General features: G+C 62.3%; 26 protein-coding genes and 2 tRNA genes. 10 read left to right on the top strand and 18 right to left on the bottom strand.

The genetic code is table 11. The features are described from left to right. Nucleotides 1-156 precede the first annotated feature (156 nt). Complete coding sequence (ppa, locus tag GGQ85_RS07165) at nt 157-687, top strand: inorganic diphosphatase (RefSeq protein WP_309773938.1); 531 nt, start codon at nt 157-159, stop codon at nt 685-687. A 108-nt stretch (nt 688-795) separates the two neighbouring features. Here the strand turns inward: ppa and folD are convergent, their stop codons facing one another. Genes folD through GGQ85_RS07150 form a run of 3 tightly spaced genes read right to left on the bottom strand, consistent with a single transcriptional unit; the run spans nt 796 to nt 2,321 of the window. Continuing rightward, nucleotides 796-1,680: a bifunctional methylenetetrahydrofolate dehydrogenase/methenyltetrahydrofolate cyclohydrolase FolD gene (gene folD / locus GGQ85_RS07160; protein WP_309773937.1), complete on the bottom strand. Its 885-nt coding sequence runs from the start codon at nt 1,678-1,680 to the stop codon at nt 796-798. 18 nt (nt 1,681-1,698) lie between these two features. Then, nucleotides 1,699-2,019: a DUF167 domain-containing protein gene (locus tag GGQ85_RS07155; RefSeq protein ID WP_309773936.1), complete on the bottom strand. Its 321-nt coding sequence runs from the start codon at nt 2,017-2,019 to the stop codon at nt 1,699-1,701. Nucleotides 2,020-2,030: 11 nt separating this feature from the next. Next, on the bottom strand, nt 2,031-2,321 hold the full coding sequence (locus tag GGQ85_RS07150; RefSeq protein WP_011313809.1) for a YggT family protein: 291 nt from the start codon (nt 2,319-2,321) through the stop codon (nt 2,031-2,033). A gap of 480 nt (nt 2,322-2,801) precedes the next feature. Here GGQ85_RS07150 and GGQ85_RS07145 point away from each other — a divergent pair. After that, nucleotides 2,802-2,877: transfer RNA gene (locus tag GGQ85_RS07145), tRNA-Ala, on the top strand. 124 nt (nt 2,878-3,001) lie between these two features. Here GGQ85_RS07145 and GGQ85_RS07140 read toward each other — a convergent pair. The 8 genes from GGQ85_RS07140 to hemC form a co-directional block, all read right to left on the bottom strand. After that, complete coding sequence (locus GGQ85_RS07140; RefSeq protein WP_079445680.1) at nt 3,002-3,787, bottom strand: SDR family NAD(P)-dependent oxidoreductase; 786 nt, start codon at nt 3,785-3,787, stop codon at nt 3,002-3,004. 107 nt (nt 3,788-3,894) lie between these two features. Then, entirely contained in the window at nt 3,895-4,374 is a 480-nt protein-coding gene (locus tag GGQ85_RS07135; protein WP_309773935.1) for a tellurite resistance TerB family protein, read from the bottom strand. 134 nt (nt 4,375-4,508) lie between these two features. After that, nucleotides 4,509-4,739, bottom strand: coding sequence for a hypothetical protein (locus GGQ85_RS07130; RefSeq protein ID WP_079445640.1), 231 nt, complete (start codon nt 4,737-4,739; stop codon nt 4,509-4,511). Nucleotides 4,740-4,826: 87 nt separating this feature from the next. Beyond that, nucleotides 4,827-4,902, bottom strand: a tRNA-Thr gene (locus tag GGQ85_RS07125). Nucleotides 4,903-5,035: 133 nt separating this feature from the next. Beyond that, nucleotides 5,036-6,688, bottom strand: coding sequence for a heme biosynthesis protein HemY (locus tag GGQ85_RS07120; protein ID WP_309773934.1), 1,653 nt, complete (start codon nt 6,686-6,688; stop codon nt 5,036-5,038). Between the two features lie 7 nt (nt 6,689-6,695). After that, entirely contained in the window at nt 6,696-8,081 is a 1,386-nt protein-coding gene (locus tag GGQ85_RS07115; protein WP_309773933.1) for a COG4223 family protein, read from the bottom strand. 89 nt (nt 8,082-8,170) lie between these two features. Beyond that, entirely contained in the window at nt 8,171-8,917 is a 747-nt protein-coding gene (locus GGQ85_RS07110; protein WP_309773932.1) for a uroporphyrinogen-III synthase, read from the bottom strand. Nucleotides 8,918-8,920: 3 nt separating this feature from the next. Then, entirely contained in the window at nt 8,921-9,871 is a 951-nt protein-coding gene (gene hemC, locus GGQ85_RS07105) for a hydroxymethylbilane synthase (protein WP_079445595.1), read from the bottom strand. A gap of 93 nt (nt 9,872-9,964) precedes the next feature. Here hemC and tsaD point away from each other — a divergent pair, with 93 nt between their 5' ends. From tsaD to acs, 4 genes are all read left to right on the top strand, one after another. Further along, the gene (gene tsaD, locus GGQ85_RS07100; protein WP_309773931.1) at nt 9,965-11,038 is read left to right on the top strand and encodes a tRNA (adenosine(37)-N6)-threonylcarbamoyltransferase complex transferase subunit TsaD; all 1,074 of its coding nucleotides are present in this window, start codon (nt 9,965-9,967) and stop codon (nt 11,036-11,038) included. Between the two features lie 13 nt (nt 11,039-11,051). Further along, complete coding sequence (locus GGQ85_RS07095) at nt 11,052-12,032, top strand: NAD(P)H-dependent glycerol-3-phosphate dehydrogenase (protein ID WP_309773930.1); 981 nt, start codon at nt 11,052-11,054, stop codon at nt 12,030-12,032. Nucleotides 12,033-12,034: 2 nt separating this feature from the next. Beyond that, nucleotides 12,035-12,448, top strand: a complete 414-nt coding sequence (locus tag GGQ85_RS07090; protein WP_309773929.1) for an EVE domain-containing protein — start codon at nt 12,035-12,037, stop codon at nt 12,446-12,448. A 166-nt stretch (nt 12,449-12,614) separates the two neighbouring features. Beyond that, nucleotides 12,615-14,573, top strand: coding sequence for an acetate--CoA ligase (acs, locus tag GGQ85_RS07085; protein ID WP_079445624.1), 1,959 nt, complete (start codon nt 12,615-12,617; stop codon nt 14,571-14,573). Between the two features lie 63 nt (nt 14,574-14,636). Here acs and GGQ85_RS07080 read toward each other — a convergent pair whose 3' ends face one another. Further along, a complete protein-coding gene (locus tag GGQ85_RS07080; RefSeq protein WP_079445623.1) occupies nt 14,637-15,263 on the bottom strand; it encodes a S24 family peptidase in 627 nt (208 codons plus the stop codon). Between the two features lie 229 nt (nt 15,264-15,492). On the opposite strand from GGQ85_RS07080, the gene GGQ85_RS07075 reads away from it, so the two are divergent. Both GGQ85_RS07075 and GGQ85_RS07070 read left to right on the top strand, forming a co-directional pair. Continuing rightward, nucleotides 15,493-15,837 (top strand): DUF952 domain-containing protein, encoded by a 345-nt coding sequence (locus tag GGQ85_RS07075; RefSeq protein WP_079445591.1) that lies wholly within the window; start codon nt 15,493-15,495, stop codon nt 15,835-15,837. Continuing rightward, nucleotides 15,834-16,928, top strand: a complete 1,095-nt coding sequence (locus GGQ85_RS07070; protein WP_079445590.1) for a quinone-dependent dihydroorotate dehydrogenase — start codon at nt 15,834-15,836, stop codon at nt 16,926-16,928. Before GGQ85_RS07075 ends, GGQ85_RS07070 begins: the two co-directional genes overlap by 4 nt. A gap of 112 nt (nt 16,929-17,040) precedes the next feature. Here GGQ85_RS07070 and GGQ85_RS07065 read toward each other — a convergent pair whose 3' ends face one another. The 6 genes from GGQ85_RS07065 to GGQ85_RS07040 all read right to left on the bottom strand — a co-directional run bounded on the left by GGQ85_RS07065 (nt 17,041) and on the right by GGQ85_RS07040 (nt 25,068). Then, complete coding sequence (locus GGQ85_RS07065; protein WP_309773928.1) at nt 17,041-17,346, bottom strand: DUF6460 domain-containing protein; 306 nt, start codon at nt 17,344-17,346, stop codon at nt 17,041-17,043. A gap of 175 nt (nt 17,347-17,521) precedes the next feature. Further along, the gene (locus GGQ85_RS07060; protein ID WP_309773927.1) at nt 17,522-19,312 is read right to left on the bottom strand and encodes an ATP-dependent DNA ligase; all 1,791 of its coding nucleotides are present in this window, start codon (nt 19,310-19,312) and stop codon (nt 17,522-17,524) included. Further along, the gene (locus GGQ85_RS07055; RefSeq protein WP_309773926.1) at nt 19,309-20,367 is read right to left on the bottom strand and encodes a ligase-associated DNA damage response exonuclease; all 1,059 of its coding nucleotides are present in this window, start codon (nt 20,365-20,367) and stop codon (nt 19,309-19,311) included. The genes GGQ85_RS07060 and GGQ85_RS07055 overlap by 4 nt, the downstream gene beginning before the upstream one ends. A gap of 215 nt (nt 20,368-20,582) precedes the next feature. Next, on the bottom strand, nt 20,583-21,374 hold the full coding sequence (locus tag GGQ85_RS07050; RefSeq protein ID WP_079445586.1) for a Bax inhibitor-1/YccA family protein: 792 nt from the start codon (nt 21,372-21,374) through the stop codon (nt 20,583-20,585). 282 nt (nt 21,375-21,656) lie between these two features. Next, nucleotides 21,657-24,212, bottom strand: coding sequence for an ABC transporter permease (locus tag GGQ85_RS07045; RefSeq protein ID WP_079445622.1), 2,556 nt, complete (start codon nt 24,210-24,212; stop codon nt 21,657-21,659). 127 nt (nt 24,213-24,339) lie between these two features. Beyond that, nucleotides 24,340-25,068, bottom strand: coding sequence for an ABC transporter ATP-binding protein (locus GGQ85_RS07040; RefSeq protein ID WP_309773925.1), 729 nt, complete (start codon nt 25,066-25,068; stop codon nt 24,340-24,342). 202 nt (nt 25,069-25,270) lie between these two features. On the opposite strand from GGQ85_RS07040, the gene GGQ85_RS07035 reads away from it, so the two are divergent. Together GGQ85_RS07035 and thpR are read left to right on the top strand one after the other, a co-directional pair. Continuing rightward, nucleotides 25,271-25,921, top strand: coding sequence for an arylesterase (locus GGQ85_RS07035; protein ID WP_309773924.1), 651 nt, complete (start codon nt 25,271-25,273; stop codon nt 25,919-25,921). Nucleotides 25,922-26,061: 140 nt separating this feature from the next. Next, on the top strand, nt 26,062-26,598 hold the full coding sequence (gene thpR, locus GGQ85_RS07030; protein WP_079445621.1) for an RNA 2',3'-cyclic phosphodiesterase: 537 nt from the start codon (nt 26,062-26,064) through the stop codon (nt 26,596-26,598). Nucleotides 26,599-26,601: the final 3 nt, after the last annotated feature.

The raw sequence follows: 26,601 nt of genomic DNA, 5'->3' as shown, positions 1-26,601 counted from the left end.
GTTCTCGGTCAATGGCGGGCATTGCCGTTCGGCATCCCCTGTGCCGGGCCATCCATCATTTTTCGGAAGACTTTTCTCGAAGATAGATAGATACGCGCGTCAAGCCAGCGTATGACGACCATATGTTGACCGACGCTCTTCAATCATGGAGCCCCAATGCGTATCGACGCGATCTCGATCGGACCTAATCCGCCGCATGAGGTAAATGTCATCATTGAGGTGCCCGTCGGCGGTGAGCCGATCAAGTACGAGATGGACAAGGATGCCGGCACGCTGGTGGTCGACCGGTTTCTTTATACCGCGATGCGCTATCCCGGTAACTACGGCTTCATCCCGCACACGCTTTCGCAAGACGGCGACCCCTGCGACGTCCTCGTCGCCAACACACGCGCCATCGTGCCGGGCGCCGTAATGTGCGTGCGGCCCGTCGGCGTGCTCTTGATGGAGGACGAGGCCGGGGGCGACGAGAAAATCATCGCCGTCCCGACGTCGAAACTGACCCAGCGTTATGACAGGATAAAAAACTACAGCGACCTGCCGGATATTACGTTGCAGCAGATTCAGCACTTCTTCGAGCACTACAAGGATCTCGAACCCGGCAAATGGGTCAAGGTGCTGCGCTGGGGCAGCGCGGACGACGCCCGCAGACTGATCCTGGAGGGCATCGCGCGGGCCGGAGGGGCGTAATCAAGCGTCATCAGCCGGCACAGTCTTCGAAAAACGGCGCCGCTCGCGTCGCACGCGCATCCGTTAAACCCAGAAACAATCAGGTCGGGCAACGACGGCCCTTGGCGCTCATACCGTCGGCGCAGGCAAGCCATTGATCGCACAGGCCGCGCGCAGCGTATTGACCAGCAGACAGGCCACGGTCATCTGCCCGACGCCGCCGGGAACCGGCGTCACCGCCCCCGCGACCTGCATCGCCTCGTCGAATGCAACGTCGCCTATCAGCCGCGTTTTGCCGTCGGTTGTCGGCACACGCGTGATGCCGACATCAATCACGGTCGCGCCCGGTTTAAGCCAGTCGCCGCGTACCATTTCAGCCTTGCCGACCGCCGCATAAACCAGATCGGCGCGGCGACAGAGTTCGGGCAGGTTGCGGGAGCGCGAATGCGTGATGGTCACCGTGGCGTTTTCATTGAGCAACAACTGCACCAGCGGTCGTCCTACGAGATTGGAACGGCCGATCACGATGGCGTCCAGACCTTCGAGCGAGGAATGCACGCTTTTGGTCAGGATGATGCAGCCAAGCGGCGTGCATGGCGACAAGGCTGACAGACCGCCTGCGAGGCGCCCGGCATTGTAGGGATGCAACCCATCGACGTCCTTCGCCGGATCGATGGCGGCGATGATCGCCTCGGTATCAAGCCCCTTGGGGAGCGGCAATTGCACCAGAATGCCGTGAACGGCGGCATCCGCGTTCAATTCAGCGATCAGCGCCAACACATCGGCCTGCGCGACATCCGCAGGCAGCATGTGCTCGAACGACGCCATGCCGGCGGCCTGGGTCTGTTTGTGCTTGCTGCGGACATAGACTTCGCTCGCCGGATCGTTGCCGACCAGCACCACGGCGAGACCCGGCGTCAGCCCGTGGTCACGCTTCATCCGCGTCACCTCACCGGCCACCTGCGCACGCAAATCGGCGGCGATGACTTTTCCATCGATGATACTGGCCGCCATGCTGATCCTCAGTTCGGGCTATTTCGATTGAGCCGCCGTCAATTCACGCAGGGCGTTGCCGAGTTGAACGGGGTCGCCGTCGACAGCGACCTGCTTCAGCCGCGACGTCGCTCCCGCAAGTATCCGGACGTCGATTTTCCGCACACCCAGCGCCTTAGCCAACACCGCCATGACAGCGCGGTTGGCCTCGCCGCCTTCGGCAACGGCGCGGACGCGAACCTTCACCACCGGCCGGCCGTCGGCCAACATTTCAATGCCATCGATCCCGTCGCGGCCGCCGCGCGGCGTCACCCGCAGGGCGATGCTGAGGCCCTGCGAAGAATACCGCCACGGCTCCATCAGGCCGCCGGTCAGAACACCGCAGGATAGATGTAATAGGTGATGACTCGCTGCATGAACAGGATGATCAGAATCAGAATGATCGGAGAAATGTCGAGCCCGCCGAGATTCGGCAGCAACCGACGGATCGGCGCCAGCAGGGGTTCGGTGATCCGCTCCAGAAACTCAGCCACCGCGCCGACGAACTGATTGCGGGTATTCACGACATTGAATGCAATCAGCCATGACAGGATCGCCGAGGCAATCAGCAGCCAAACATAGAGGTCGAGGATGATAAGGACGATATCCAGTATGGCTCGCATGGCGGATTGGCTCGCGGGTTTGATCGTGAATACGACCAGTGGAGTGAATTTGACGTTCGCGACTTATTTGCCAGTGGTGTTCGATTCTGGCATTCGCAGGAACGCTCGGTGAAACCGGATGCGAATGTCAGGATCTGACCACCGGTATCTGGTGTGGCTGCAATTCGGATGTTCCTTCACCTTGCCAAAAGTCCGTCAAGAGAACCTCCGAATTGCAGCCACACTAGGAGTATTGGTCTTCCGTGTCCCCTAGAATTCGAAGATTCGCCTTGTTACACAACCAAGGCAACGAGCTTCGAATTCGGAACGCGAGCCTGCTAAATATCGTTTCGGTTCCCGCTAAACAAGGGAACGCAGGGCAAATGACGCTCAAAGAGCCGATTCGCGCTGTTTTCGGCCGTTCTTGACTTGCCGTTGGCGAGGATTGTAAATGACAGCGTTTCGGTCGCAGCGCCCGTTTATTCGCCGCTGATCGCAGACGGGGCCATAGCTCAGCTGGGAGAGCGCGTCGTTCGCAATGACGAGGTCGGCGGTTCGATCCCGCCTGGCTCCACCACCGATTCCTTCAAGAGAACCGTTCTTCAAGAGAAGCGTTGCCGCGAACAGATCGGCGCTAAAGTCGTCGTCCCGCGCGAATTTTTCGAGAGCGTGAAGGTCTTAGGCGACGCTGGCGGTGGACGTCATGATCGCCGCCTCCGCATTTGGAAGCCGGCCACTCCCCACAGGACGAAATCGCGCGGGAATAACCGAAGCAGAAACGGGATCACCTTGGTCCCGAGGCCGGGCAGCACGGCCCTTTTATTGGCCATGAGGCCGCGGTAGCCGTCCTGAGCAACATCCTTGGCGGAAACATTCAGGATCGCAGAGTCGAAACCGGGCGTCACGCCCGCCCGCGCCTGAAATTCCGATGGTACGGGGCCGGGACAGATCACAGTGACACGGACGCCGCGGGGACCGAGTTCGCCGCGCAGCGCTTCGCTAAATGACAGGACATAGGCCTTCGACGCATAATAGACGGCCATGCCGGGACCCGGCAGAAATCCTACAATCGAACCGACGTTCAGAATACCGCCGCGCAGCCGGATCACGCTTGCGGCGAAACGCAACGTCAGATCCGTCAGCGCCCGGATATTGAGGTCGATCATCGCAAGCTGAGCGGCGCGATCCAGTTCGGCGGCGCGGCCGAACAATCCATAACCGGCATTGTTCACGAGATACATGACCTCGACGCTCTCGGCGGTGAGCGCCGCAGCGATCCGGTCTGCCGCATCGGCCTCCCCGAGATCGCAGGGGATCACGATCGGAGAGATGCGGCCCGATGCGACGATTTCAGCCGCAAGCGCGTGGAGGCGGTCGGCACGCCGGGCGACCAGGGCCACCCGGTGCCCGTGCGCGGAGAACACCCGTGCCAGTTCGGCGCCGATCCCGGAGGAAGCGCCTGTTATCAATGTCACCGGATGGGTCACGATCTGCACTCTTGAATGGTTAGAAGATGACACGATCAACGTTCGGCGCGACGACGGGCCTGCCAGCCTATCGCGCTACCCTCAGTTCTGCTTCGCACATTTGCCGATCAGATCGCAGGATCTGGCGCTGAACTCTTGCTGCCGACGCGATGCTTGAGTTCGATACGATCGCGCGATGAAATGGCCAGAAGATCAGCAGCGCGCCACACGACATTCTCCTCGAATTCGCTGACGCGGCCGTCCGCATACACCAACTCCCACATCATTTCGACGATACGCAAGCGATCTTCATCATTCAGCGAGCGCATCAGCACACTGGTGAATTGATAAAGATCGACCGCCTCGCCTTCCGCCAGCGTCGCAGACGTGATCAACTTGTTGGCGGTGCCGGGATCTAATCCGAAACGGGTTTCGATCAGCTCGTGCAGTTTGCGGATTTCCACGTCGGACGGCTCGCCGTCGAGCGAGATGACATGGATGAACAGCGCGGTCGCCGCAAGCTTGCAACCGGTTTCATCGAATGATCGATGGTCCGGTGCTTCGGGCGATATGACGTCGATGATGAAATGGCGCAATCTATCAAGCATTGGTCCGCCTACCGCAATGTTTGGAATGCCGTACGAGTGCGTTCATAAGCGCGCGGAAAGCAAAACATGCGCCATCCGCCAGAGTTTCTCGTAGCTGGATTACACACGTTGACAAGACTCAGCTCGCAGTTGGGTTACTGGCCGTGCTCCGCCAAGGTCTCGGCGCACTTTTTGCTCACCTTCGCACGGTGTTCCTTCAAGCATGTGAGAACGACCATGTCGCCATCATTCATTTTGGCTCGGCAATATTTGGCAACGTCGCGCGCGCACCCGGAATTGCGTTTCTCCGCCGCGGTCTGCGCCGACGCCGCGGCGGTGCCAGCGAGCAGGGGAAGAAGCGATAAAATGACGGCGAAACGGATCATTGGCGCTCCATCAAGTCAAGGTGACATCTGCCTGTATCGACGGCGACCGTCGGCACCAATATCTGCGGGATCGAACGATGAAAGAAGTGGTGCCGCTTAGGTGACTCGAACACCTGACCCCATCATTACGAATGATGTGCTCTACCAACTGAGCTAAAGCGGCTATCCTTCATACATGCCGTGCATGCGGCCCCCAGGCCACAGCCCGAGGCGCGGGACCTCTGATATCGGGCACCATCCCCCTTGGCAAGAACCCGGCCGCTGCGCCGCCGGTAAAAATCGCCGCCCGGCCGCATTCAGCTACCCCGGCGTGACAGGAGCCCCCGCAGCCCTCCGGCCTGGCGCGCAGCTGCGGGATCGTCTTCAACAAACCCATCGTTTTGGGAACTGTCATCGACCCCCGGATCGTCCGGAGCGCGAACGATCGGGATCACGTCGGGAACAGCGCCGGCCTTGTCTTCCTCGGATTGCGTGTGATGGGTCAGTGATGTCGCAGTCTCGTCCGGCATGGCAATAATTCCAGACGATGCAGCTTCGACATTAACCGGTGGTATTGCGACGTCCTGAGCTTTGGAGTCCTCGGCGGCGGGCAAGGCTTCGACGCGGGGCGTATCTGCCACGATCTGGTCCGAAACTTCCGCCTCGACCAAGGGAGGCCTGCTCGAAGGCAGCGCCGCCAAAGGAGTCTGCCACTGAAACGCGTCAACCCGCCCGGTTACCGGCGAAACCGGACGCCAGTGGTCAGACACGTACCCGTCTGCGGTCCAGACCGGATCGTGCAGGGCGCGTACGGCTCGCAACGTCCAGGCGCGGGCGCGCCCGCTGTCGCCATGCTCTCTATGCTCAATTTCGGCCATCAACATCGCAACGCGTTGCGTCGGCGCTGCGATCAGCGGCTCCAGAGCATCGCGAGCCCGAGCGAACTCGCTGGCATCGAGCGCCGCACGCGCGATCGCCAGCGCGCTTTCCGGATGACCAGGCGCTTTTTCCGATAGTTTCTCCACCCGCGCCAACCGCAGCAGCGCGGAATCTCCCGGCATCACATGGGCATAGGCATCGGCGAGATCGGGATGCGGCTGTGCCAGCCACGCGATTTCGATGATCCGCATCGCGCGCCGCATCTGGTTCGCTTCGCTCAGATACTTGCTTGCGAGCACCACGGCCGGCACCAGCGTCGGCGCGAACTTCACCGCCTCCATCACATTCTGGCGCGACAAATCGCGATCGGACTTTTCGAACTCCAACGCCCTCGCCGTGAGCAGCACACCACGCTGACGGCGATACAGCGCCTTGTCGATACGACCTGACGCGACGTTTCTGTCGAGGATGGCGAGCGCACCAGCCCAGTCGCCCCTGGCGCAACGAAAGCCGAGCGCGGCTTGTGAAGCCCATATCGAAGATGGCGAAGTTTTAAGCGCTTCTTCCGCGATCGCCACTGCCGCCGCCGGATCGCCGGCACGCTGAGCTTCGATGAAAAGCCCTCGCAAGCCCAATAGCCGCGTATCCGCGCGCTCGGCCATGGTGCGAAAGGCGCGCTGCGCGCGATCCGCGTTGCCGTCAAGTTGCGCGGCCTGGGCATGCAAGAGCAACGCCAAGGGGTCCTGCGACACTAGACGCCGGGCAACCTTGGCATGATTGCGTGCGGCGGCGGCATCGCCATAACCGATCGCGAGCAATCCACGCGTAATGGCGTCCCTGCCGCGCGCAGTCCGGCGCTCCCGGCGCACGCGGCGGAGACGTGTTGGCGCGTACCACAATCCTCGCACCGCGCTCCAGACCAAGAGCGAGGCAACGACCAGCAGGCCCAGCCCGAGTGCGAACACCGGTAGCGTCGTTTCGATCCGCCAGACGTCCCACGACATCACGATCGTGCCGGTCTGATCAGCAATCCAGGTGGCGCCCAATGCAGAGAGGGCAATAAGAACGAGAAACAGGATGATACGAAACATCTGGAACCTATGGCGCCGGTTTGGCCAATGCCGCCATCGCATCGGAAGCGAATTGACGCGCGGTGGCAAGAGCGGCATCGCGGGCGTCGACCTTGGCGATCCAGGGCTCGGCGGCGGTACGATCGGTCGGCGGAAGTGTATTCAATTCTTTTCTCGCAGAGGCGACATCGTTTTGTCGGGCGGCCGCCTTGATTCGTGCGACGACGGCGCTGGCGGATTCTCCGGCCGGCGGCGCATCCACACGCTCAATGTGCACCAGACGCACGGCGCTTTCTTGCAACCGGTTCACGATATCGTTAGCGGAAATTTTGACCGGCGACGGCTCGAGTTTCGGAACGATCGCAAGAAGTTCGCGACACAGCACATTCGCGCTCGGCACTCCGGAATCTGCGAACGTCTCCAGCGGTTTGAACGTATCCGGATCGGAGATCAGCGTCTTGGATGCCGCAAGCAAATCGCCATAAGGCTGGCCTTGGCGCACCGCGACATTCAGGAGCGTCGCGGCAACGGCCTGACGAAGCGGTCCGTCACTGATCGGAGCCGTGTCATGCTTGGTTGTCTCCGCGCCGCGCTTGGCAATCTCCGCGGTAAGGGCTTGCGTCGTCTGCTCGACCTGTTGCTCGGTCTGCGCGAGTCGCGCACTGATAGCCGCAAGATCAGATGGAGCAAGATCAGATGACCCATCGGCATCGTGCTGCGGCACGGGCGATCCGTCCTTCAGCGCGGTCGCCAGTTTGTCGGATTGGCCGCGAACCGTTGCCAGCTCCCCGCGCAACGTTGTCAATTCCTCGCGCAAGGATGCGACCGATTTGTCCAAGTTGTCGATGCGCGTCGCCGCGGCCTGATCGAGCGACGAAGCGGCCGGCTTGCTCGCCGTCGATTCGACCCGAGCCACCCGATTCGCGAGAGCGCCGAATTCCGCCGAACTCACTTGCGACGCAGAGGATGAGGCGGAGGATGACGGTGGCCAGTCCGCCAGCCACGCGCCGCCTACCACAAGCCCGGCGGCGACAGCGCCTGTAAAGGCGGCGATCAGTGCCGACGACGCGCGGGACGGAGAACGCGGAGGAACCGGCTGCTCGCCGAAAGGCTGATGATCAGCCGCTTCACCCGAAGCGGAACCGGCATCGTCCGAGGTCCCGGAAATACGGTTGGCCTCAAGGTCTTCGGTCGACGACTGATCCTGCCAGCCTCGATCCTGGTGAGTGTCATCTTGCGTGTCATTTGCGACCGAGATGGACGGCCAGCGTCCGGCCTGTTGATCGCCTGCTTCACCCGCGTCCGTTGGGGCGGCATGCTCTGCCGTCTCGGCGATTTCAGTCGTTTCAGCGCCTGCGGAAAGCGGGCGTGAATTTCCCTCCTGGGAGGCGTCGTTATGCTTGTCATCTGCCATCGTCACGGTTCCCCATTGCAGCGACACATCGAGTATCAGATTCCAAACCCCTCCCCCTATTTACCCCGATTATCTGCGTAACGCACGTCTTACTGCGATAGCGACCGCAACGCACAATCCAGCGCCTCCAGTACAGCTTCTTCGGCCGGGGCGCTCGCCTCCGCTACATGGGAGGCGCCGGCATCCCGCAGAATCGCGGCAACGGCGCCAGAAATGCAACATTGTGGGACCGCCAAAGCCGATATTTCGACGCCGCCGATGCGGACGCCATCCAGGAACGCGCGGGCGCTGCGGCGAGAATAATGCAGCACCGCCGATATCCGATGCGAAGCAAACGCGTCACAAACCTCGCGAGACAGGCTCGCCACCGGCACCATCCGGTAACATGTTGTCGTCACGACAGTTAAACCGTGCCCTTCGAGCTTCCCGGCGAGATCGCATGAGCGATCAGCCGCAGCGAGATAAAGAATCCTGGTACCCTTTGTCAGACGTTTCGCGCGGACACGCTCCACAATGAGTTCGCACAACGCCGCGGCATCTCCGCCTGCCGCCACCACATCCTGAAAACCCGCCTGGCGCGCGGCGTTGGCGGTATGATCGCCGACCGCGAAACCGGCCAGTTTCAGCAGCGATTCCCTTCCCGGATGAACGGCGAGCGCGCGCAGTGCGTTAGCGCTGGTCACGACGACCGCGCCATAATTTGCATCCTGCTCGATTTCAAAAGCAATCGGCTCGAGGCGCAACACCGGCGACAACAAAACTTCGCGCCCCATCGCACGGAGCGCCGCCGCCGTGGTTTCATTGTCCGGTTCAGGCCGTGTGACGAGAACCGCCACGCCTCACGCTCCGGCGAACAGGGTGAAGAACTTTTCGCCAGCGCGCTCGCGCAGTTCATGCGCGGCGTCCGCCCCAAGCGCGACCGCATCCGCACGTATCCCCTCACGCACGGTTTCATAGGATTCCGTGCCATCAGGAGAAATGATGAGACCGCGGAAGTGAATGCGGTCGCCGTTCACCCGACAATGACCGCCGATCGGCGTACGGCAGGAGCCATCGAGCAAAGCCAGAAAACTGCGCTCGGCGCTCAGCGCCACTTCCGTTTCAGAGTCGCCGATGGCCTTCACAAACGCGTTGATGCGGTCGTCGTCACGGCGCGATTCGATCGCGATAGCGCCCTGCCCGACCGCCGGCAGGAATTCCTCTGTCTCGAGAATGCGCGTCGCCTTGTCCTGCAATCCGAGCCGATTCAAACCGGCCAGCGCCAACAACGTGGCGTCGGCCTCCCCGGCGTCAAGCTTGCGCAATCGGGTCTCGACATTGCCGCGCAGTGTATTGACCTTCAGGTCGGGGCGTAACCGCAGCACCATGGCCTGCCGCCGGAGCGACGCGGTCCCGACGGTCGAACCCGCCGGAAGATCGTCCAAAGACGCTGCGCGTGGACTGATGAAGACGTCGCGCACGTCCTCGCGCGGCAGAAATGCGGGCAACCAGGTCTCGTCGGGCAGAAATGTCGGCACGTCCTTGGACGAATGCACCGCAAAGTCGATGCTGCCGGCAAGCAGGGCTTCCTCTATTTCCTTGGTAAAAAGTCCCTTGCCGCCGACATCGAACAGCGGCCGGTCCTGAATGGCGTCGCCCGAGGTGCGGATGGTCTTGATGGCGATCCGCTCGGGCGCCACCTGATGCGCCCGCGCCAGCCGGTCGCGCACCTCATGGGCCTGCGCCTGCGCCAGCGGGCTGCCCCGGGTGCCGATCGTTGCCAGAATGTCTGTCTCATCCGAGGATTGCACGCCAAGACCTCATAATGCTACGCCGTAAGGAAAGGGAAACGCTGGTTTGCCCGATAGCGCAAGGGCCATATCTAGTCTAGGTACAACACGCCGATGCTGGTGCTGGGAATCGAGACCACCTGCGATGAAACCGCAGCCGCCGTGGTCGAACGCCAGGCGGACGGCAGCGCGCGGATTCTTTCCAATATCGTACGGTCCCAGACCGGAGAACATGCCCCCTATGGCGGCGTGGTTCCCGAAATCGCGGCCCGCGCCCATGTCGAACTGCTCGACGGCATCGTCGCCAGCGCGATGAAGGAATCAGGCGTCGGATTCCCGCGGCTGTCGGGGGTCGCGGCCGCAGCCGGTCCGGGCCTGATCGGCGGCGTCATCGTGGGGCTGACCACGGCCAAGGCGATCGCCCTCGTTCATCGCACGCCGCTGATCGCGGTCAACCATCTCGAAGCCCACGCGCTAACGCCGCGGCTGACCGACGCGCTGGAATTTCCCTATTGCCTGTTCCTCGCCTCCGGCGGGCATACCCAGATCGTCGCGGTGCTCGGCGTCGGCAACTATGTGCGGCTCGGCACCACGGTCGATGATGCTATGGGCGAAGCCTTCGACAAGGTTGCGAAGATGCTTGGCCTGCCCTACCCCGGCGGCCCGCAGGTCGAGCACGCCGCGGCGAGCGGTGATGCGACGCGGTTCAATTTTCCGCGGCCGATGCTCGGGCGTCCCGACGCCAATTTCTCACTCTCCGGGCTGAAGACGGCCGTGCGTAACGAGATCGGTCGAATCAATCCCTTGGAGCCGCAAGACATCAGCGATCTCTGCGCCGGATTTCAGGCCGCCGTACTGGAAGCGACAGCGGACAGGCTTGGCGTCGGCCTCAAGCTGTTTCAAGAGCGGTTCGGTATGCCGCGCGCACTGGTCGCCGCCGGTGGTGTCGCCGCCAATCAGGCGATCCGCGCTGCGCTCGAGAGCGTCGCCGCCAGGGCACAAACCGCACTCATCATCCCCCCGCCCACGCTTTGCACCGATAATGGCGCGATGATCGCATGGGCCGGTGCCGAACGCCTAGCGGCGGGTTTGACCGACACGCTTGAAACTCCTCCGCGCGCCCGCTGGCTGCTCGATGCCAGCGCGCAGGCGCCGGCAGGCTTCGCCAATACCCGCGCCGGATTTTGAAGGCGTTGTCGCGATGAGATCTCTCAACCGTGTTTCGGTCATCGGCGCCGGCGCCTGGGGCACGGCGCTGGCCGGCGCCGCCGCGCGCGCTGGACGGCAAGTGACGCTGCATGCACGCGATGCGGCGATCGCAGCCAAGATCTCGGCAACGCGGGACAATCCGCGCCTGCCTGGCATTCCGCTCGACCGCAGCATCATCGTGTCGCATGACATCGCCGCCGCCGGCCGCGCCGACATCGTCGTGATCGCGGTGCCAGCGCAAAACTCGCGCACGGCGATCGCCGCACTGGCCCCGCATCTCCCCCCCGGGACGCCCGTGATCGCCAGCGCCAAAGGCATCGAGCATGGCACGCGGCGCTTCATGACCGAGGTGATCGAAGAAGCCGCTCCTCATGCCGTCCCTGCGATCCTGTCCGGACCGAGTTTTGCCGACGACGTGGCAAGGGGGCTGCCGACAGCCGTGACGTTGGCGGCGAAGGACGATGCGTTGGCGGTCGCGCTGGTTCACGCGCTCGGCTCGGCCGCCTTCCGTCCCTATCATACGACGGACGTACGGGGCGTCGAGATCGGCGGCGCTGCCAAAAACGTCCTGGCGATCGCGGCCGGAATCGTCGTCGGTAAACAACTCGGAGCGTCGGCGCTGGCGGCGCTGACCACGCGCGGGTTCAGCGAGCTGGTCCGCCTCGGATGCGCGTGCGGCGGACGCAGCGAAACGCTTGCCGGCCTGTCGGGTCTCGGCGATCTCATCCTCACCTGTTCGAGCCCCCAGTCGCGCAATTTCTCGCTCGGTATCGCGCTGGGGCGCGGCGAGCAAGCGCCGTGCGACAAACTCAGCGAAGGCGCGCTCACCGCGCCGGCGCTGCTCGAGCTGGCGACCGCCCACGACGTGGAGATGCCGGTCGCACAGGCGGTCGCGGCTATTCTCGCCGGCCGATTGACGATCGATGGCGCCATCGACAATCTGCTGACGCGGCCGTTCCGGGCGGAGGGATAGCGATGGCGTACTGGCTGGTGAAATCAGAGCCTTCGGCTTGGTCGTGGGAGCAGCAGGTGGCGAAGGGCGCCAAGGGCGAAGCCTGGACCGGGGTGCGCAACTTCACAGCGCGGCAGAACCTTGTCGCCATGAAAAAAGGTGACATGGCGTTCTTCTATCATTCCAATGAAGGCAAGGAGATTGTCGGCATCGCCGAAATCATCCGCGAGGCCTATCCTGACCCCACCGACAAGACCGGCAAGTTCGTCTGCGTCGACATCAAGGCGGACAAGCCGCTGAAGACACCGGTGACGATCGCCGCCGTCAAGGCAGACAAGCGCCTGACCGACATGGCGCTGGTCAAATACTCCCGCCTTTCGGTGCAGCCGGTCACGCCGGCGGAATGGAAGCTGGTCTGCAAGTTGGGCGGGCTATAAAGGCGGGTGACGCCAGGTGCTCCAGGCTGGATTCTGAACTCAACACAGTTGAATGAGAATTCAACCTGACGGCTTGTCGCCGTACCAAGCCGCGACGCATAATCGTCGCAACGGTGAAGATGGATCTGCCTGGTTCCGGGCCAGGGTCCTGCGGTGGAGCAAAAACATGTCCGACAAGATTTATGACGTAAGCGCGGATTGGGCCAAGCGGGCCTGGATCGACGACGCCAAATATCGGGAGATGTACGCGCGCTCGATCAAGGATCCGAACGGATTCTGGTCCGAGGCAGCTAAGCGCGTGGACTGGATCAAGCCATTCACCAAGGTCGAGAATACCTCGTTCGAACTCGGCAAGGTCTCGATCAAATGGTTCGAGGACGGCGTGCTCAACGCCGCCTACAACTGCATCGACCGGCATCTGGAAAAACGCGGCGACCAGACCGCGATCATCTGGGAAGGCGACGATCCCTCGCAGTCCCGACACATTACCTATCGCGAACTGCACGACGAAGTCTGCAAGATGGCCAATATCCTGCGGCTGCGCAACGTCGAGAAGGGCGACCGCGTCACCATCTACCTGCCGATGATTCCGGAAGCGGCCTACGCGATCCTTGCCTGCGCGCGAATAGGCGCGATCCACTCGGTGGTGTTCGGCGGCTTCTCGCCCGATTCAATCGCAGGCCGCCTGCGCGATTGCAAATCTCGCGTCATCATCACCTCAGACGAGGGCCTGCGCGGCGGTCGCACCATCGCGATGAAGGCCAACGTCGATACCGCGATCGAGAAGGTCAACGGCGAAGTCGACTGGGTGATCGTCGTCAAGCGTACCGGTGGCCAGGTCAACATGAACCCAACGCGAGACGTCTGGTATCATGAAGCTGCCGCCGTGGTCGAAAGTGAATGCCCGTGCGAGCCGATGAACGCGGAAGACCCGCTGTTCATTCTCTACACCTCGGGCTCGACCGGGCAGCCCAAGGGCGTACTGCACACCACCGCCGGCTATCTGATCTTCGTGGCGATGACGCACCAGTACGTGTTCGATTATCACGACGGCGACATCTACTGGTGCACAGCCGACGTCGGCTGGGTTACCGGCCATAGCTACATTCTCTACGGGCCGCTGGCGAACGGCGCGACCACGATGATGTTCGAGGGCGTGCCGAACTATCCGGACACGTCCCGGTTCTGGAATGTGATCGACAAGCACAAGGTCAACATCTTCTACACTGCCCCGACCGCGATCCGCGCCTTGATGCAGGCGGGCGACGAACCGGTGAAGAAAACCTCGCGCGCAAGCCTGCGCCTGCTCGGCTCGGTCGGAGAGCCGATCAATCCGGAAGCCTGGGAATGGTACCACCGCGTGGTCGGCGACAATCGCTGCCCGGTGGTTGATACCTGGTGGCAAACCGAAACCGGCGGCATCATGATCTCGGCCCTGCCGGGCGCAATCGCGCAGAAGCCCGGCTCCGCGACCAAGCCGTTCTTCGGAATCGTCCCCGAGATCGTCGATGCCGACGGCAAAGTTCTGGAAGGCGAGTGCAGCGGCAACCTGTGCATCGCGAGATCCTGGCCGGCCCAGGTGCGCACGGTGTATGGCGATCACGCCCGCTTCGAGCAGACCTACTTCTCCTCCTACAAGGGCAAGTACTTCTCCGGCGATGGCTGCCGCCGCGACGCCGACGGCTATTACTGGATCACCGGCCGCGTCGATGACGTCATTAACGTCTCCGGCCATCGCATGGGCACAGCGGAAGTCGAAAGCTCGCTGGTCGCGCATGAGAGTGTGTCGGAGGCCGCCGTGGTCGGCTATCCCCACAACATCAAGGGCCAGGGCATCTACGCTTACGTCACTCTGATGAAGGGCGTCGAGCCGAGTGAGACGCTGCGCAAGGAACTGGTCGCGTGGGTGCGGAAGGACATCGGCCCGATCGCTTCGCCCGACCTGATCCAGTTTGCGCCGGGCCTGCCGAAAACCCGTTCCGGCAAGATCATGCGCCGCATTCTGCGCAAGATTGCCGAGGATGAGCCGTCCAGCCTCGGCGACACCACGACGCTCGCCGATCCTGCCGTGGTCGACGATCTCGTCAAGAATCGTCAGAACAAGAAGGACGGCGCGGCAGCGTAGGTCGATTAAACTGCTGCAACCGCAACATGCCCCCTCCCCGTGGTTGCGGGGAGGACGAAGTGGTTATTGGCTCGCCCACACGATTCGCGCGATCCATTCCACATCGGAAGCGGGCAGCGTGCGGTTGGCATGGCTTGGATTGAGCGATTGCAATTCAATCATCTTCGCGGTCCGGCGTTTGAGTTCTTTCACCATCACCTCGCCGTCCCTCGTCTTCACCACCACGCGATCGCCACGCCGGATCGGCGTCCCCGGCGAGACCACGATGACATCGCCGTCGCGATAAGCGGGCTTCATCGAGTCGCCGGAAATCTCCAGCGCATAGGCGTGTTCGTCTTGGACGGAAGGCAGACCCACCTCGTCCCAACCCTTGCCGACAGGAAAGCCGCCGTCGTCGAAATAGCCGCCGGCGCCGGCCTCGGCGAAACCGAGCAACGGCACGGCCTGCGCGGCGCGTGCCGAATCTTCAATGAACTGCACGAAGGTGTCGATCGCGGTGTCGGTCGCGGCAAGCGCTTTGGCCACCGATTCGGTCGAAGGCCATCGCTCGCGCCCGTCGCCAGTGATGCGTTTCGATTTGTTGAAGGTGGTCGGGTCGAGCCCTGCCTTTCTCGCAAGGCCAGACGGCGATAGGCCGGCGCGCTCAGCAAGACGATCCAGCGCGGTCCATATCTGGGCGTGTGTCAGCATGACCATGTGGCGCGTCCTGATTTCCGCGGCGGTGAATTCTGTCAAAGATTAGGAATTATTACCTCAACGGGCGCGAGCCTGCAATTGCGCCGAGGATAAAATGCGGCTCTTGAAGTGCGAGCGAGCCACCGATACGGTCACGCAGGATCCGCTACAATTTAAGCGAGCGGTAGTGGGGTTATGCGCTTTTTCGGTATCATGAGAGCGCAACGACGGGCTCAGGACACGCGTGCGCACGATCTACAAAATCTGTCCTGCTTCGGCCTGGCGGGAGGCCGAGCGGCACGGCGTTTTTCGCGGCAGCGCCGACGATTCTCGTGACGGGTTCATCCATTTTTCCACCGCGTCCCAGCTCGAAGGCACGGCTCGCAAGCACTTCATTGGCCAAACCGATCTGCTCCTGATCGCGATCGATGCCGATGCGCTGGGCGCTGCGCTGCGCTGGGAAATCTCGCGCGGCGGCGAACCGTTTCCGCATCTCTATGGCGAGCTCGATCTGCGCCATGTCACAACAGTGTTGGACATGCCCGCGCGACCGGACGGATATCACGATATTCCGGAGCTTGCGCCGTGATACGCGCCTTCGACAACTTCTCGCTGCCGCTGTTGCGCTGGTTCGATCCCGAAGACGCGCATCGCATGGCGATACAGGGATTGCGGCTCCTGCCGCCGATACGCCAGCGCGCCGACGACCCGAAGCTCGCGGTTCGCGCCTTCGGCCTGAATTTTCCTAACCCGATCGGCCTGGCCGCCGGCTTTGACAAGAGCGCCGAGGTTCCGGACGCACTGCTGAAGCTCGGATTCGGCTTCGTGGAGATCGGTTCGGTGACGCCGAGAGCACAGCCCGGCAATCCGCGCCCCCGCGTCTTCCGGCTTGAACGCGACGAGGGCGTCATCAACCGCATGGGATTCAACAACGACGGCGCCCACATCGTGCTTCGCCGGCTCGCGGCCCGCGCGCATTCCGGCGGCATCGTTGGAGTCAACATCGGCGCCAACAAGGACTCGGCCAACCGCATCGCCGACTATGTCAGGCTGATCGAAATCTTTGCCCCGGTGGCAAGCTACTTCACCGTGAACGTGTCGTCGCCCAACACCCCCGGCCTGCGCAACCTGCAACAGGCGGCGGCGCTCGACGAACTACTGGCGAAGGTGATCGACGCCCGCGAGCGTGTCCGACAGAATGCCGGCGACACGCCGGTGCTGCTCAAGATCGCGCCCGACCTGACGCTGGCGGAGCTCGACGACGTCGTTCACATCGCACGCTCACGCCGTGCCGACGGTATGATCGTCGGCAACACCACCTTGGCGCGGCCCTCGACCCTGCGCGATCAATCGCGCGCGAAAGAACAGGGCGGGTTGTCGGGGCGGCCGCTGTTCCGGCTGTCGACCCGGATGGTGGCGGAAACTTATGTGCGGGCGGAAGGCGCATTTCCGCTTGTCGGCGTCGGCGGCATCGACTCAGGCGGCGCCGCACTGACCAAGATTCGCGCCGGCGCCACCTTGATCCAGCTTTATTCATCCCTGGTCTACAAGGGTCTCGGACTGATCGACGACATCAAGAACGATCTGACCTCGACGTTGCTGCGGACCGGACGCGACTCGCTATCGGACGTCATCGGCACTGACGCCGCGGACATTACGGCGGAAGACTGGCCGACCTAGACTAACCGGCCGTTTGATCGAGACGATCTGAGCCGAAAACTTTTCGGGATCATGCTCTTTTATTGAGCATGATCTTATTCGAAAACCGCTTCCCACTTTTCGGGATCATGCTCTAACGCCCGCGCGGCGCGCCGAACACGCGCGACAGCAGCCAGACCGGGATCACGATGACGGCACCCAGCAGGAAGTAGCGCCACAATCCATTGATCGCATCAAAGCCGAGGTCCCAGACGCGTTCGACCAGCAGGCGAATGCTTTGCACGATATTCCAGGGATCGAAGCCGATCGCCGCGAGCATGACGCCGACCAGCGTCGATAGCAAAATCAGACGAAACGCAACCGCCAGCGGCGAGCCGCCGAGGAAACGCGACAGGCTGTCGGGGCTGGCCCGCAAGTTCCGGGTGTCGTCATTCGGCATTGAGGCTCTCCCGCGGGGACAAGAACCCGCGCAACATAATCAGTGTGGGGCAGATGGGGAACCACCGCTTTGCCGTCAATGGCCGTTGGAGTCTGGTTCAACGGCGTTGAATCAGACTCTAACCTTAACTTTTTGATCGAGCATGATCCCGAAAACCGGTTTCCACTTTTCGGGATCATGCTCTAGCGCCGGTTGATGCGGCGGCCTCGGAAACCAGCATCCGCTCCAGCGTCTCCAACCGATCCGCCTCGCGGGGCGGCTTGTCCCAGCGCAGTCGGTTAATCCGCGGAAAGCGCATCGCCACTCCTGATTTGTGCCGGGCCGAACGCTGCAAGCCCTCAAAGGCGATTTCCAGCACCAGCCCCTGATCGGGCTCATGCAAGACATGGCGCACCGGGCCGAAACTCTCGGTGGTGTTGCGGCGGACGAAACGGTCGATCTGAAGCAATTCCTCATCGGTGAAGCCGAAATAGGCCTTGCCGACGGGTACCAGCTGCTCGCCCTCCTCCCCCCCGGTCCAGACCCCAAAGGTGTAATCGGAGTAATAGGACGATCGCTTGCCGTGGCCGCGCTGCGCATACATCAGGACGGCATCGATGATATGCGGATCGCGCTTCCACTTCCACCAAAGGCCCTTGGGACGCCCCGGCAGATATGGCGCGTCACGACGTTTCAGCATGATACCTTCGATGGCGTCGGCATCCGCGCCGGCGGCGGCGGGGTCGGCGCGGGCTGCCGCCAATTCGCCCCAGGTCGTAAAGGGGACTCGCGGCGACAGGTCGATGCGCGGGTCGCCGAGGGCAGCGATGAAATCAACAAGCCGCCGCCGCCGATCTTCGAACGGCAACTCACGCAGATCGTTGTCGCCGTCGTCGAGCAGGTCGTAAGCTCGCAGATGGACCGGAAATTCCTTCATCAGCCTGGGCGTCACCGCTTTGCGGTTCAGCCTCTGTTGCAGAACGTTGAACGATTGCACCCGTCCATCCCGCACCACCAGTAACTCGCCGTCGATGGCGAACGCTTGATGCCGAAAAGTGCGAAGCGGTTCTCGGGAATCGTCAAGCGTCACTCCAGAAGAATCCACCAGCCGCAGCGACGGCAGCAAATCGGGAAAACTGTGGGTGATGTCCTCGCCCGTGCGCGAATAGAGCCGCGCCGCGACATTGCCATGCTCGTCGCAACCGCTCACCGCCTGCACCCGGATTCCGTCCCATTTCCACTCGGCAATGAATTCGGCCGCATCCAGACGCACAAAATCGGCATCCTCGATCGCGTGCGCCAGCATTACCGGTCGAAACGGCGCGGGGTCGCGATTGACCGGTTTGTCGCCGCAACCCTCGAGCCATGCGAATAGATCGAGGTAAGGCGGCGCGAGACCGGGCCAGATCAATTCGACATCGTGAACGTCTTTGCAGCCAAGCGCAGCCGCTGCGGTCTTGGCAAGCCTGGCGGAGATGCCGATACGCATGGCGCCGGTGACAAGTTTCAAGAGCGCCCAGCGCCCGGTTTCGTCCAGTTCGTCGAGCCAGCGTGCAAGTTGCGCTGGCAGTTCGGCCTTGCCGAGCGTGCGCAGCGTGGTGACGACCTCGGTGAGTGTCGGGGAAGGTGATTTACGAATGTGACCTTCGCCACTCGCCTGCTCGTTCCATCTCCCGCCAGCAGAAGAGAGAGCGGATTGAGCATCCAGAGCTTGTTGTTGTGGCCACATGAGCGCCACGGTCTCGGAAAGATCGCCGACGTAATCATAGGACAGCGCGAACAGCACCGGATCGGCGCGCGCGGCAATCAGGTCGCGGACCAGACCCGCCTTGGCGTGCTTGAACGACAATGCGCCGGTGAGTGCGGCCAGCGCGTAGCCGCGATCAGGGTCCGGCGTTTCGCGAAAATACGCGGTGATCAGCCGCAGCTTGTTGTTGCGGCCGGGCTCGTAGGCGAGGCGGTCGAGAAGTTCGGCGAAGCGATTCATAAGCCGTATTCTCCGCCGGAGAAGCTCACCACCTCCTCCTCCTCGAGGTCCTCATCACCATAGCCGACCAGCGCGAGCGGACGCGCAACGAGTCCCTGCGTCGTGCACCAATGCACGAGCGCATCTTCCTGGCCATGCGTCACCCAGATCTCACCCGCACCTGTCGCGGCGATGGTGCGGGTCAATCCCGCCCAGTCGGCATGATCCGAAATGACCAGCGGCAATTCGGCACCACGTTGCCGCGCCCGCGCACGAACTCGCATCCAGCCTGACGCAAACGCCGTCACCGGATCTGGAAATCGCCGGGTCCAGAGATCGGCCGTAGCCGAGGGCGGCGCGAGGGTGATGGTGCCGGCAAGATCGGCTTTCTTCATCCCCTTGACCGGCCTCAGATCACCAAGCCCGATGCCGCGACTTTGATAGTAGTGCGTAACTTTGTTCATCGCGCCGTGCAGATAGATCGGTGCGCCGTAACCGGCATCGCGGACCAGCGCGATCACGCGCTGCGCCTTGCCAAGTGAATAGGCGCCAACCAGATGCGCACGCTCCGGAAACAGCGCGACCGAAGCCAGCAGCTTGCCTACTTCCGAAGCAGGATCGCCATGACGAAACACCGGCAGCCCGAACGTGGCCTCCGTGATGAAGACATCACACTGAACTACCTCGAACGGCGTGCAGGTCGGGTCATGCACGTCCTTGTAGTCGCCGGAGGCGACGATCCGGACGCCACCATGCGTGACCGCGATCTGCGCCGAGCCCAGCACGTGCCCCGCGGGATGAAACGTGATCGAGACATCGCCCAGCCTGATCTCTTGCCCATAGGAAATCGCCTGCGTAGAGCCCGCGAAATCATCGCCGTAACGCAGCCGCATGATGTCGAGCGTTTCCTGCGTCGCCAGCACCGCCCTGTGGCCCGGACGGGCATGATCGGAATGACCGTGAGTGATGACCGCGCGATCCACCGGCCGTACCGGATCGATATGGAAGCCGCCAGGTTTGCAATACAATCCGGCGGCATCAAGCATCAGGATGTCATGCGGGCGCATGAGGGGCATATAAGCGGACGCGGATATCGTTCGAGTCCAACGCCTGAAGATATCTTAAAGCACAAAGAAAAAGCCCCGACCTTGGCCGGGGCTTCGCGTATCAGATTATCGGGCCGTTCAATTTTGGCATGATCTGATCCGAAAACCGGAAGACCACTTTTCCGGATCATGACCGTGAGGCATGATCTGATCCAAAATCGAACGACCGCTTTTCGGAATCATGCCTACTCGCGCTGTCCGAGCAACTGCAAGAGCAGCGTGAACAGGTTGATGAAGTTCAGATAGAGCGACAGCGCGCCGGTTATCGCCGCGCGTTCCGCGATTTCTCCGCCCTGCGACGCATAGCCGTAGATGTAGTCATTCTTCAGCCGCTGGGTATCGTAAGCGGTCAGACCCGCGAACACCAGCACGCCGACGACAGACACCACAAACTGCAACGCCGAGCTTGCGATGAAGAGATTCACCAGACTGGCGATGATGATGCCGAACAGGCCCATGAGCAGGAATGAGCCCATGCCGCTCATGTCACGCTTGGTGGTATAGCCGAACAAGCTCAGCGCGCCGAACGAGGCCGCAGTGATGAAGAACACCCGCACGATCGAGGTGTGAGTATACACCAGAAAAATCGAGGACAGCGACAGGCCCATCAACGCCGAGAACGCCCAGAACAACAGCTGCGCGGTCGCAGGCTTAAGCCGGTTGATGCCAAAGGAGATGACGAAAACCATCGCCAGCGGCGCGAGGATGAAAACCCACTTCAACGGGCTCACAAACATCGCGTAGCCGAACGGCGTCAGGTAAGCGTTTCCGATCTGAGCGGCTGCGCCCGATGGATCGTTGGTGACGGCCGCCATGTAGACGCCAAGCGCGGCCAGGCCAGTGATGGCGAGGCCGATCGACATGTAGTTGTAGATCTTGAGCATATAGGACCGCAGACCGGCATCGACGGCCGCGGTATCAACGCGCCCGGCGGTCCGGCCAAACGGAGTGGCATGGTTGCGGTCTAAGTCCGACATGGTCGAATTCCCGTGGTTAGCTGGCATCGCAAGATACCAGTACAAATCTGTCTCGGATACATGGCCTGCTGATATTGGTTTTTGGTCATCAGGACCAGCGTCCTACCGAACCCATATGTGGGAAACTAACACATTAGCCGCAAGCTTCCATGCGCGGCTGAATGTCGCCCTCCGATAATAGAGGCTCGGGGCCTCACCCAGGGGAGCGATGCGCAAAAAACTCGCAAGGACCCCAACCACCTGCTCCCGGTAGGAGATCGCCATGAAAATCGCTACATCTTGTTACAAATTCCTCAATACCGAGGCCGGCTTCTGATTGAGTGCCATCAGCGTGCCGGCCAGTCCTAACGCGACTGTGACAATCAGTGCGGCACCTACCACGATAGCCGCACTGCCGGCCTGCCATTCGAAACCGAGCGTCATCAACCGCGTCACGATCAGCCACGCGGCAAGCGAACCAGCCGCCATGCCGAACACCGCGGTGGCGGCACCGATCATGAGGTATTCGAGCGTGTAGGCGCCAAGCAGCCGCGACCTCGTGGCGCCGAGGGTTTTCAGAATCACGGCGTCATAGACGCGGTGGCGATGGCCGGCCGCCAGCGCACCGCCAAGGACGAGGATCGCCGAGACCAGGGTGACGGCGCTGGCGCCACGGATCGCCATGACCAGGTTGGTAACGACCGCCCCGATGGTTTCGAGGGCCTCGCGAACCCGCACGCTCGTCACCATCGGGAACGCGTCGGCCACAGCCTTGATGATCGCGGCATCTTCCGCGGCGCCGTGATGCATCTCGGTCAGGGTCGCGATATGGGTATGCGGCGCGCCGCGAAAGGCATTGGGCGAGAACACCAACACGAAATTGATGCCAAGGCTCTGCCAGTCCACGCTGCGCATGTTGCTGATGGTAGCCGTGATGTCGCGACCGAGCACATTCACGACGACGGTGTCGCCGATCTTGAGCCCGAGCCCGTCGGCGAGCTTCTTCTCAAACGACACCAGCGGCGGCCCGTCATAGTCCGGCCCCCACCACTCGCCCTCTACGACCTTCGATCCCTTTGGCACGTCGCCAGTGTAGGTCAGGCCGCGATCACTATGCAGCACCCATTGAGCATCGCGGGAGGGTTTCAGGTCTTCCGCTTTGACGCCGCGCGCCGCGACGATGCGCCCGCGCAGCATCGGCACGTCCTCCACGATCGCCTGCGGAGTCAGCCGCTTGAGAAAATCGTCGAACCGATCCGATACCGACGACGGGATATCGATGAAGTACAATGAAGGGGCACGCTCTGGCAACGACGCCAAGAACTGCCGCCGCAGATTGCCGTCGATCTGGGTGATCGTGACCAGAACGGCGAGACCAAGGCCGAGCGAAAGCACCACGGACGGCGTCAACGTTCCCGGACGATGGATGTTTGAAACCGCAAGCCGCAGCATGGTGATCCGGGATCGCGGCAGCCGCCGCGCCAGCGCCATCAACCCGGAGGCGATGCCGCGCAACAACACAAACACGATCGCCGACGCCGCCACGAACACCAGAGCCACCCGCTTGTCGTAGGCTAGACCAATAGCGATCCCGGCCAACGTTGCGATCAGAAGCATCATCAAGACAAGGTAGCGGGTCTTCGGCCGAAGGACTTCGTGAGCAATGGTGTCGCGAAACAAGGCCGCAACCGGAATGTCATGAACCCGTGCTAGCGGCCACATGCCGAACGCCAACGCCGTCAACAGGCCATATACCGCCGACAACGCCAATTCATCGGGGTGCAACGCCGGAACGACCGGCAGCGGGAGCAGATCGCCGAACGCGCCGACAATGATAAAAGGCAGCGTCGCACCGATCACAAGACCGGCAAGTGAGCCGAGAGCGGCCAGCACCATGATTTGAGTTAGATAGATCGCAAACACGTCGCGTCCGGTCGCACCCACTGCCTTGAACGTCGCAATGATGTCGCGCCGCCGGTCGATGTGGCTCTTGACGGCATTGCCGACGCCGACGCCCCCCACCAGCAAGGCGGCAAGCCCGACCAGCGTCAGATACTGCGTAAACCGCAAGATGCTCCGCTCAAGTTGCGGCGAGGCGTTGTTGCGGCTGCGGATGTCCCAGCCTGCCTCCGGCAACGCCGCCCGCGCGGCATCGGCCAGCGCCGTCGCCGCCCTGTCATCCGCACTATTGCCCGCAAGCCGGACCCGGTAAATCCAGCGCACCAAACTGCCGGGCTGAAGCAATGCCGCGGCGCGCAAACCATCAATGCTGACCAGGAAGCGCGGTCCGAGCCCAAGACCGCCAGCTAGTTTGTCGGGCTCGGCGTCAACCGCGCTGCGGATCTCGAAGGTGGCGCTGCCGACCGTGAGACGATCGCCAATCTTAAGATCCAGTCGCGCCAGGAGAGCCTGGTCGACGGCCGCGCCGAATACCCCCTCACGTTCGGCGAACAGATCGGACATCGGGATGTCCGGCTCCAGCGCCAGCGCGCCGAGCATGGGATAGGCCCGATCAACCGCCTTCAGTTCGATCAGCGCCAGCCTGCCGTCCGTCGCGCGCGCCATCGCGCGCAGCGTCGCCGCCACCGAGACCGTTCCTCGCGCACGCAGGAAGGCGATCTCGTCCGGCTTCGCCTCGCGCTGGATCAACGAAAACGAAACATCGCCGCCAAGCAGCGTGCGGCCCTCGCGCGCCAGCCCATCCGACAGACTGGATGCCACGGAACCGACGCCGGCAATCGTCATGACGCCGAGCGCGATGCAGGCGATGAAGACATAGAAGCCACGCAGCCCGCTGCGCAGTTCGCGCAACGCCAAACGCAGTGGAAGAAGCAGCCCGCGGGTCCTGTTTGTCGTCATGCGCGAAGCGCCATTGTGCATTCACGAGTGCGAAAGAAGCGCGCGGTTCTGGAGTCCATGAACACGGACCGGGCGCACCGATGACGTGTTTTTAGCCTACCGCAGATCCCCAATGATGGCTGATGAGTCATCGACCTGCCTCGTCGATACGTCCCGAGCGTAGCTTCACCACGCGGTCGCAGCGTTGCGCGAGTGCGCTATCATGAGTCACCAGCACCAGCGTCATACCGCGCTCGGCATGCTTGGCGAACAGGAGATCGACGATCTGCTGGCCGGTCACCTCATCCAGATTGCCGGTCGGCTCGTCGGCGACGAGAATTGCCGGATCAGGCGCGAACGCCCGTGCCAGCGCCACGCGTTGCTGCTCGCCACCCGAGAGCTGCGTCGGATAATGATGCAGCCGCGCGCCGAGACCGACCGCATCCAGCTCGCTCGCTGCGCGCGCCGATGCGTTCGGCGCGCCAGCGAGTTCGAGCGGCACGGCGACATTCTCCAGCGCCGTCATGGTCGGGATCAGATGAAAGGACTGAAACACGATGCCGACGTGACGTCCGCGAAATCGCGCCAGACCGTCTTCGTCGAGAGCATTGAAATGAGTGCCATCGACAACCACTTCTCCGCGGTCGGGACGTTCCAGCCCCGCCATGACCATGAGCAGGGTGGATTTCCCCGACCCGGACGGCCCAATCAAACCGATCGCTTCGGCACGGCCAATGCGGAGACTGATGTCTTTCAGAATATGGACACGCGCCGCGCCGCTACCGAGTGTGAGATTGACATTGGAAATGGTGATGGCGTCCGGCCTGAGATTTTGGGAATGACTGGCCGGTAACGAGGGTTCGATGAGACTGTCCATGCCTAGTGTCCTGAATCCGAAGTTCGCCTGCCCCGCCGGACCGTTCCGAGCGAACTTCGGATTCAGAAGGACACTAGAAACTTATTATTCCAAAGTGGTTTGGTTCAGAAGGTCTCTAGAGGACTCGCAGCAAAATGAGAGAGATCGTCTGAACCACCACGCTGGCTCATATGGCATTTCTTTTACGGCGGTCGAGAGGTTGATGCGCGCCTTTGCGTGGATTCTACTTGGCGCTGGCATCGCCATGGCAGTGCCTGCCCAGGCGGCCGATGAAACGGCCAATGGCCCCGCCAAGATCGTGGTGCTCGGCGACTCCTTAAGCGCCGGCCTCGGACTCCCGGCCGCCGCCGCATTTCCAGCACAATTGGAAAAATCGTTGAAAGACAAGGGCCTGAACGTCACGATCGGCAATGCCGGCGTCTCCGGCGATACCGCGTCCGGCGGTCTCGACAGGCTCGACTGGTCAGTGCCTACCGGCACGCAGGGCGTGATCCTTGAACTCGGCGCAAACGATGCCCTGCGCGGCATTGATCCCAAAGTGACGCGCGCCGCACTGGAGGACATCCTGAAGCGCCTCAAGGCGCGCCATGTCGCGGTCCTGCTATGCGGCATGGTCGCGCCGCCGAATTACGGCGCCGAGTACGCCGCGCAATTCAATGCAATATTTCCCGATCTCGCCAAGAAATACGACGTGCCGCTTTATCCGTTCTTCCTCGACAAAGTCGCGGCGAACACAAGGCTCAATCAGGCCGACGGCATGCACCCGACCGCCGCGGGCGTGGCAATTATCGTCGAACATATCCTGCCCACGGTTGAGGCCTTTGTCCGCGCTATCCGTGAGCAGAAAGACTGACAACCAAGTGAGCGCCCGCTCTCGCAAGGAATTACCCGCCATGCGGCCGCGCGCTTCGCACGGTCACAGAACTACGGTAAAAATAGCTACTGGTGATTCGTCGCCAGATTGATTTCGAGGCTTGCATCGAGGGTTTTGCGATGCCGCGTTTGTTCACCGGGCTGGAAATACCGTCCGATATCAGCCGCACGCTGTCCGATTTGCGCGGCGGTCTGCCGGGCGCCCGCTGGATCGACCCCGAAAACTACCATCTCACGCTCCGCTTCATCGGCGATATCGACGGCGCCTCCGCCAACGAGATCGCGTCGGTGCTGCCCCGGATCAACCGCAAACCGTTCGACGTGACGCTGCGGGGATTGTCGAGTTTCGGCGGCAAGAAACCACGTGCCGTCGTCGCCTCGGTGGAGCCGAGCGCGCCGCTGGTCGAATTGCAAGCCGAACTTGAACGGCTGATGCGGCGCTGCGGGCTGGATCCCGAGGGCCGCAAGTTCACGCCCCACGTCACGCTGGCCCGCTTGCGCGACGCATCCAACCACGACGTCGCGAACTATCTGTCGGTGCGCGGCTATTTCCCGTCCAAGGTATTCACCGCCGAGCGCTTCGTGCTGTTCTCCTCGCGTGCCTCGGTCGGCGGCGGCCCTTACGTTGTCGAGGACTCCTACGCGCTCAGCGCGTGACCG

Source organism: Nitrobacter vulgaris, from assembly GCF_031453995.1.
Taxonomy (GTDB): Bacteria; Pseudomonadota; Alphaproteobacteria; order Rhizobiales; family Xanthobacteraceae; genus Nitrobacter; species Nitrobacter vulgaris.
This window is presented reverse-complemented; position numbering and strand designations above follow the sequence as displayed.

Excerpts from the sequence above, each read along its gene's own strand:
- ppa (WP_309773938.1), top strand. The coding sequence starts at position 157 with ATGCGTATCGACGCGATCTCGATCGGACCTAATCCGCCGCATGAGGTA.
- folD (WP_309773937.1), bottom strand. The coding sequence starts at position 1,680 with ATGGCGGCCAGTATCATCGATGGAAAAGTCATCGCCGCCGATTTGCGT.
- GGQ85_RS07155 (WP_309773936.1), bottom strand. The coding sequence starts at position 2,019 with ATGGAGCCGTGGCGGTATTCTTCGCAGGGCCTCAGCATCGCCCTGCGG.
- GGQ85_RS07150 (WP_011313809.1), bottom strand. The coding sequence starts at position 2,321 with ATGCGAGCCATACTGGATATCGTCCTTATCATCCTCGACCTCTATGTT.
- GGQ85_RS07135 (WP_309773935.1), bottom strand. The coding sequence starts at position 4,374 with ATGCTTGATAGATTGCGCCATTTCATCATCGACGTCATATCGCCCGAA.
- GGQ85_RS07130 (WP_079445640.1), bottom strand. The coding sequence starts at position 4,739 with ATGATCCGTTTCGCCGTCATTTTATCGCTTCTTCCCCTGCTCGCTGGC.
- GGQ85_RS07120 (WP_309773934.1), bottom strand. The coding sequence starts at position 6,688 with ATGTTTCGTATCATCCTGTTTCTCGTTCTTATTGCCCTCTCTGCATTG.
- GGQ85_RS07115 (WP_309773933.1), bottom strand. The coding sequence starts at position 8,081 with ATGGCAGATGACAAGCATAACGACGCCTCCCAGGAGGGAAATTCACGC.
- tsaD (WP_309773931.1), top strand. The coding sequence starts at position 9,965 with ATGCTGGTGCTGGGAATCGAGACCACCTGCGATGAAACCGCAGCCGCC.
- GGQ85_RS07095 (WP_309773930.1), top strand. The coding sequence starts at position 11,052 with ATGAGATCTCTCAACCGTGTTTCGGTCATCGGCGCCGGCGCCTGGGGC.
- GGQ85_RS07090 (WP_309773929.1), top strand. The coding sequence starts at position 12,035 with ATGGCGTACTGGCTGGTGAAATCAGAGCCTTCGGCTTGGTCGTGGGAG.
- acs (WP_079445624.1), top strand. The coding sequence starts at position 12,615 with ATGTCCGACAAGATTTATGACGTAAGCGCGGATTGGGCCAAGCGGGCC.
- GGQ85_RS07080 (WP_079445623.1), bottom strand. The coding sequence starts at position 15,263 with ATGCTGACACACGCCCAGATATGGACCGCGCTGGATCGTCTTGCTGAG.
- GGQ85_RS07065 (WP_309773928.1), bottom strand. The coding sequence starts at position 17,346 with ATGCCGAATGACGACACCCGGAACTTGCGGGCCAGCCCCGACAGCCTG.
- GGQ85_RS07060 (WP_309773927.1), bottom strand. The coding sequence starts at position 19,312 with ATGAATCGCTTCGCCGAACTTCTCGACCGCCTCGCCTACGAGCCCGGC.
- GGQ85_RS07055 (WP_309773926.1), bottom strand. The coding sequence starts at position 20,367 with ATGCCCCTCATGCGCCCGCATGACATCCTGATGCTTGATGCCGCCGGA.
- GGQ85_RS07050 (WP_079445586.1), bottom strand. The coding sequence starts at position 21,374 with ATGTCGGACTTAGACCGCAACCATGCCACTCCGTTTGGCCGGACCGCC.
- GGQ85_RS07045 (WP_079445622.1), bottom strand. The coding sequence starts at position 24,212 with ATGACGACAAACAGGACCCGCGGGCTGCTTCTTCCACTGCGTTTGGCG.
- GGQ85_RS07040 (WP_309773925.1), bottom strand. The coding sequence starts at position 25,068 with ATGGACAGTCTCATCGAACCCTCGTTACCGGCCAGTCATTCCCAAAAT.
- GGQ85_RS07035 (WP_309773924.1), top strand. The coding sequence starts at position 25,271 with ATGCGCGCCTTTGCGTGGATTCTACTTGGCGCTGGCATCGCCATGGCA.
- thpR (WP_079445621.1), top strand. The coding sequence starts at position 26,062 with ATGCCGCGTTTGTTCACCGGGCTGGAAATACCGTCCGATATCAGCCGC.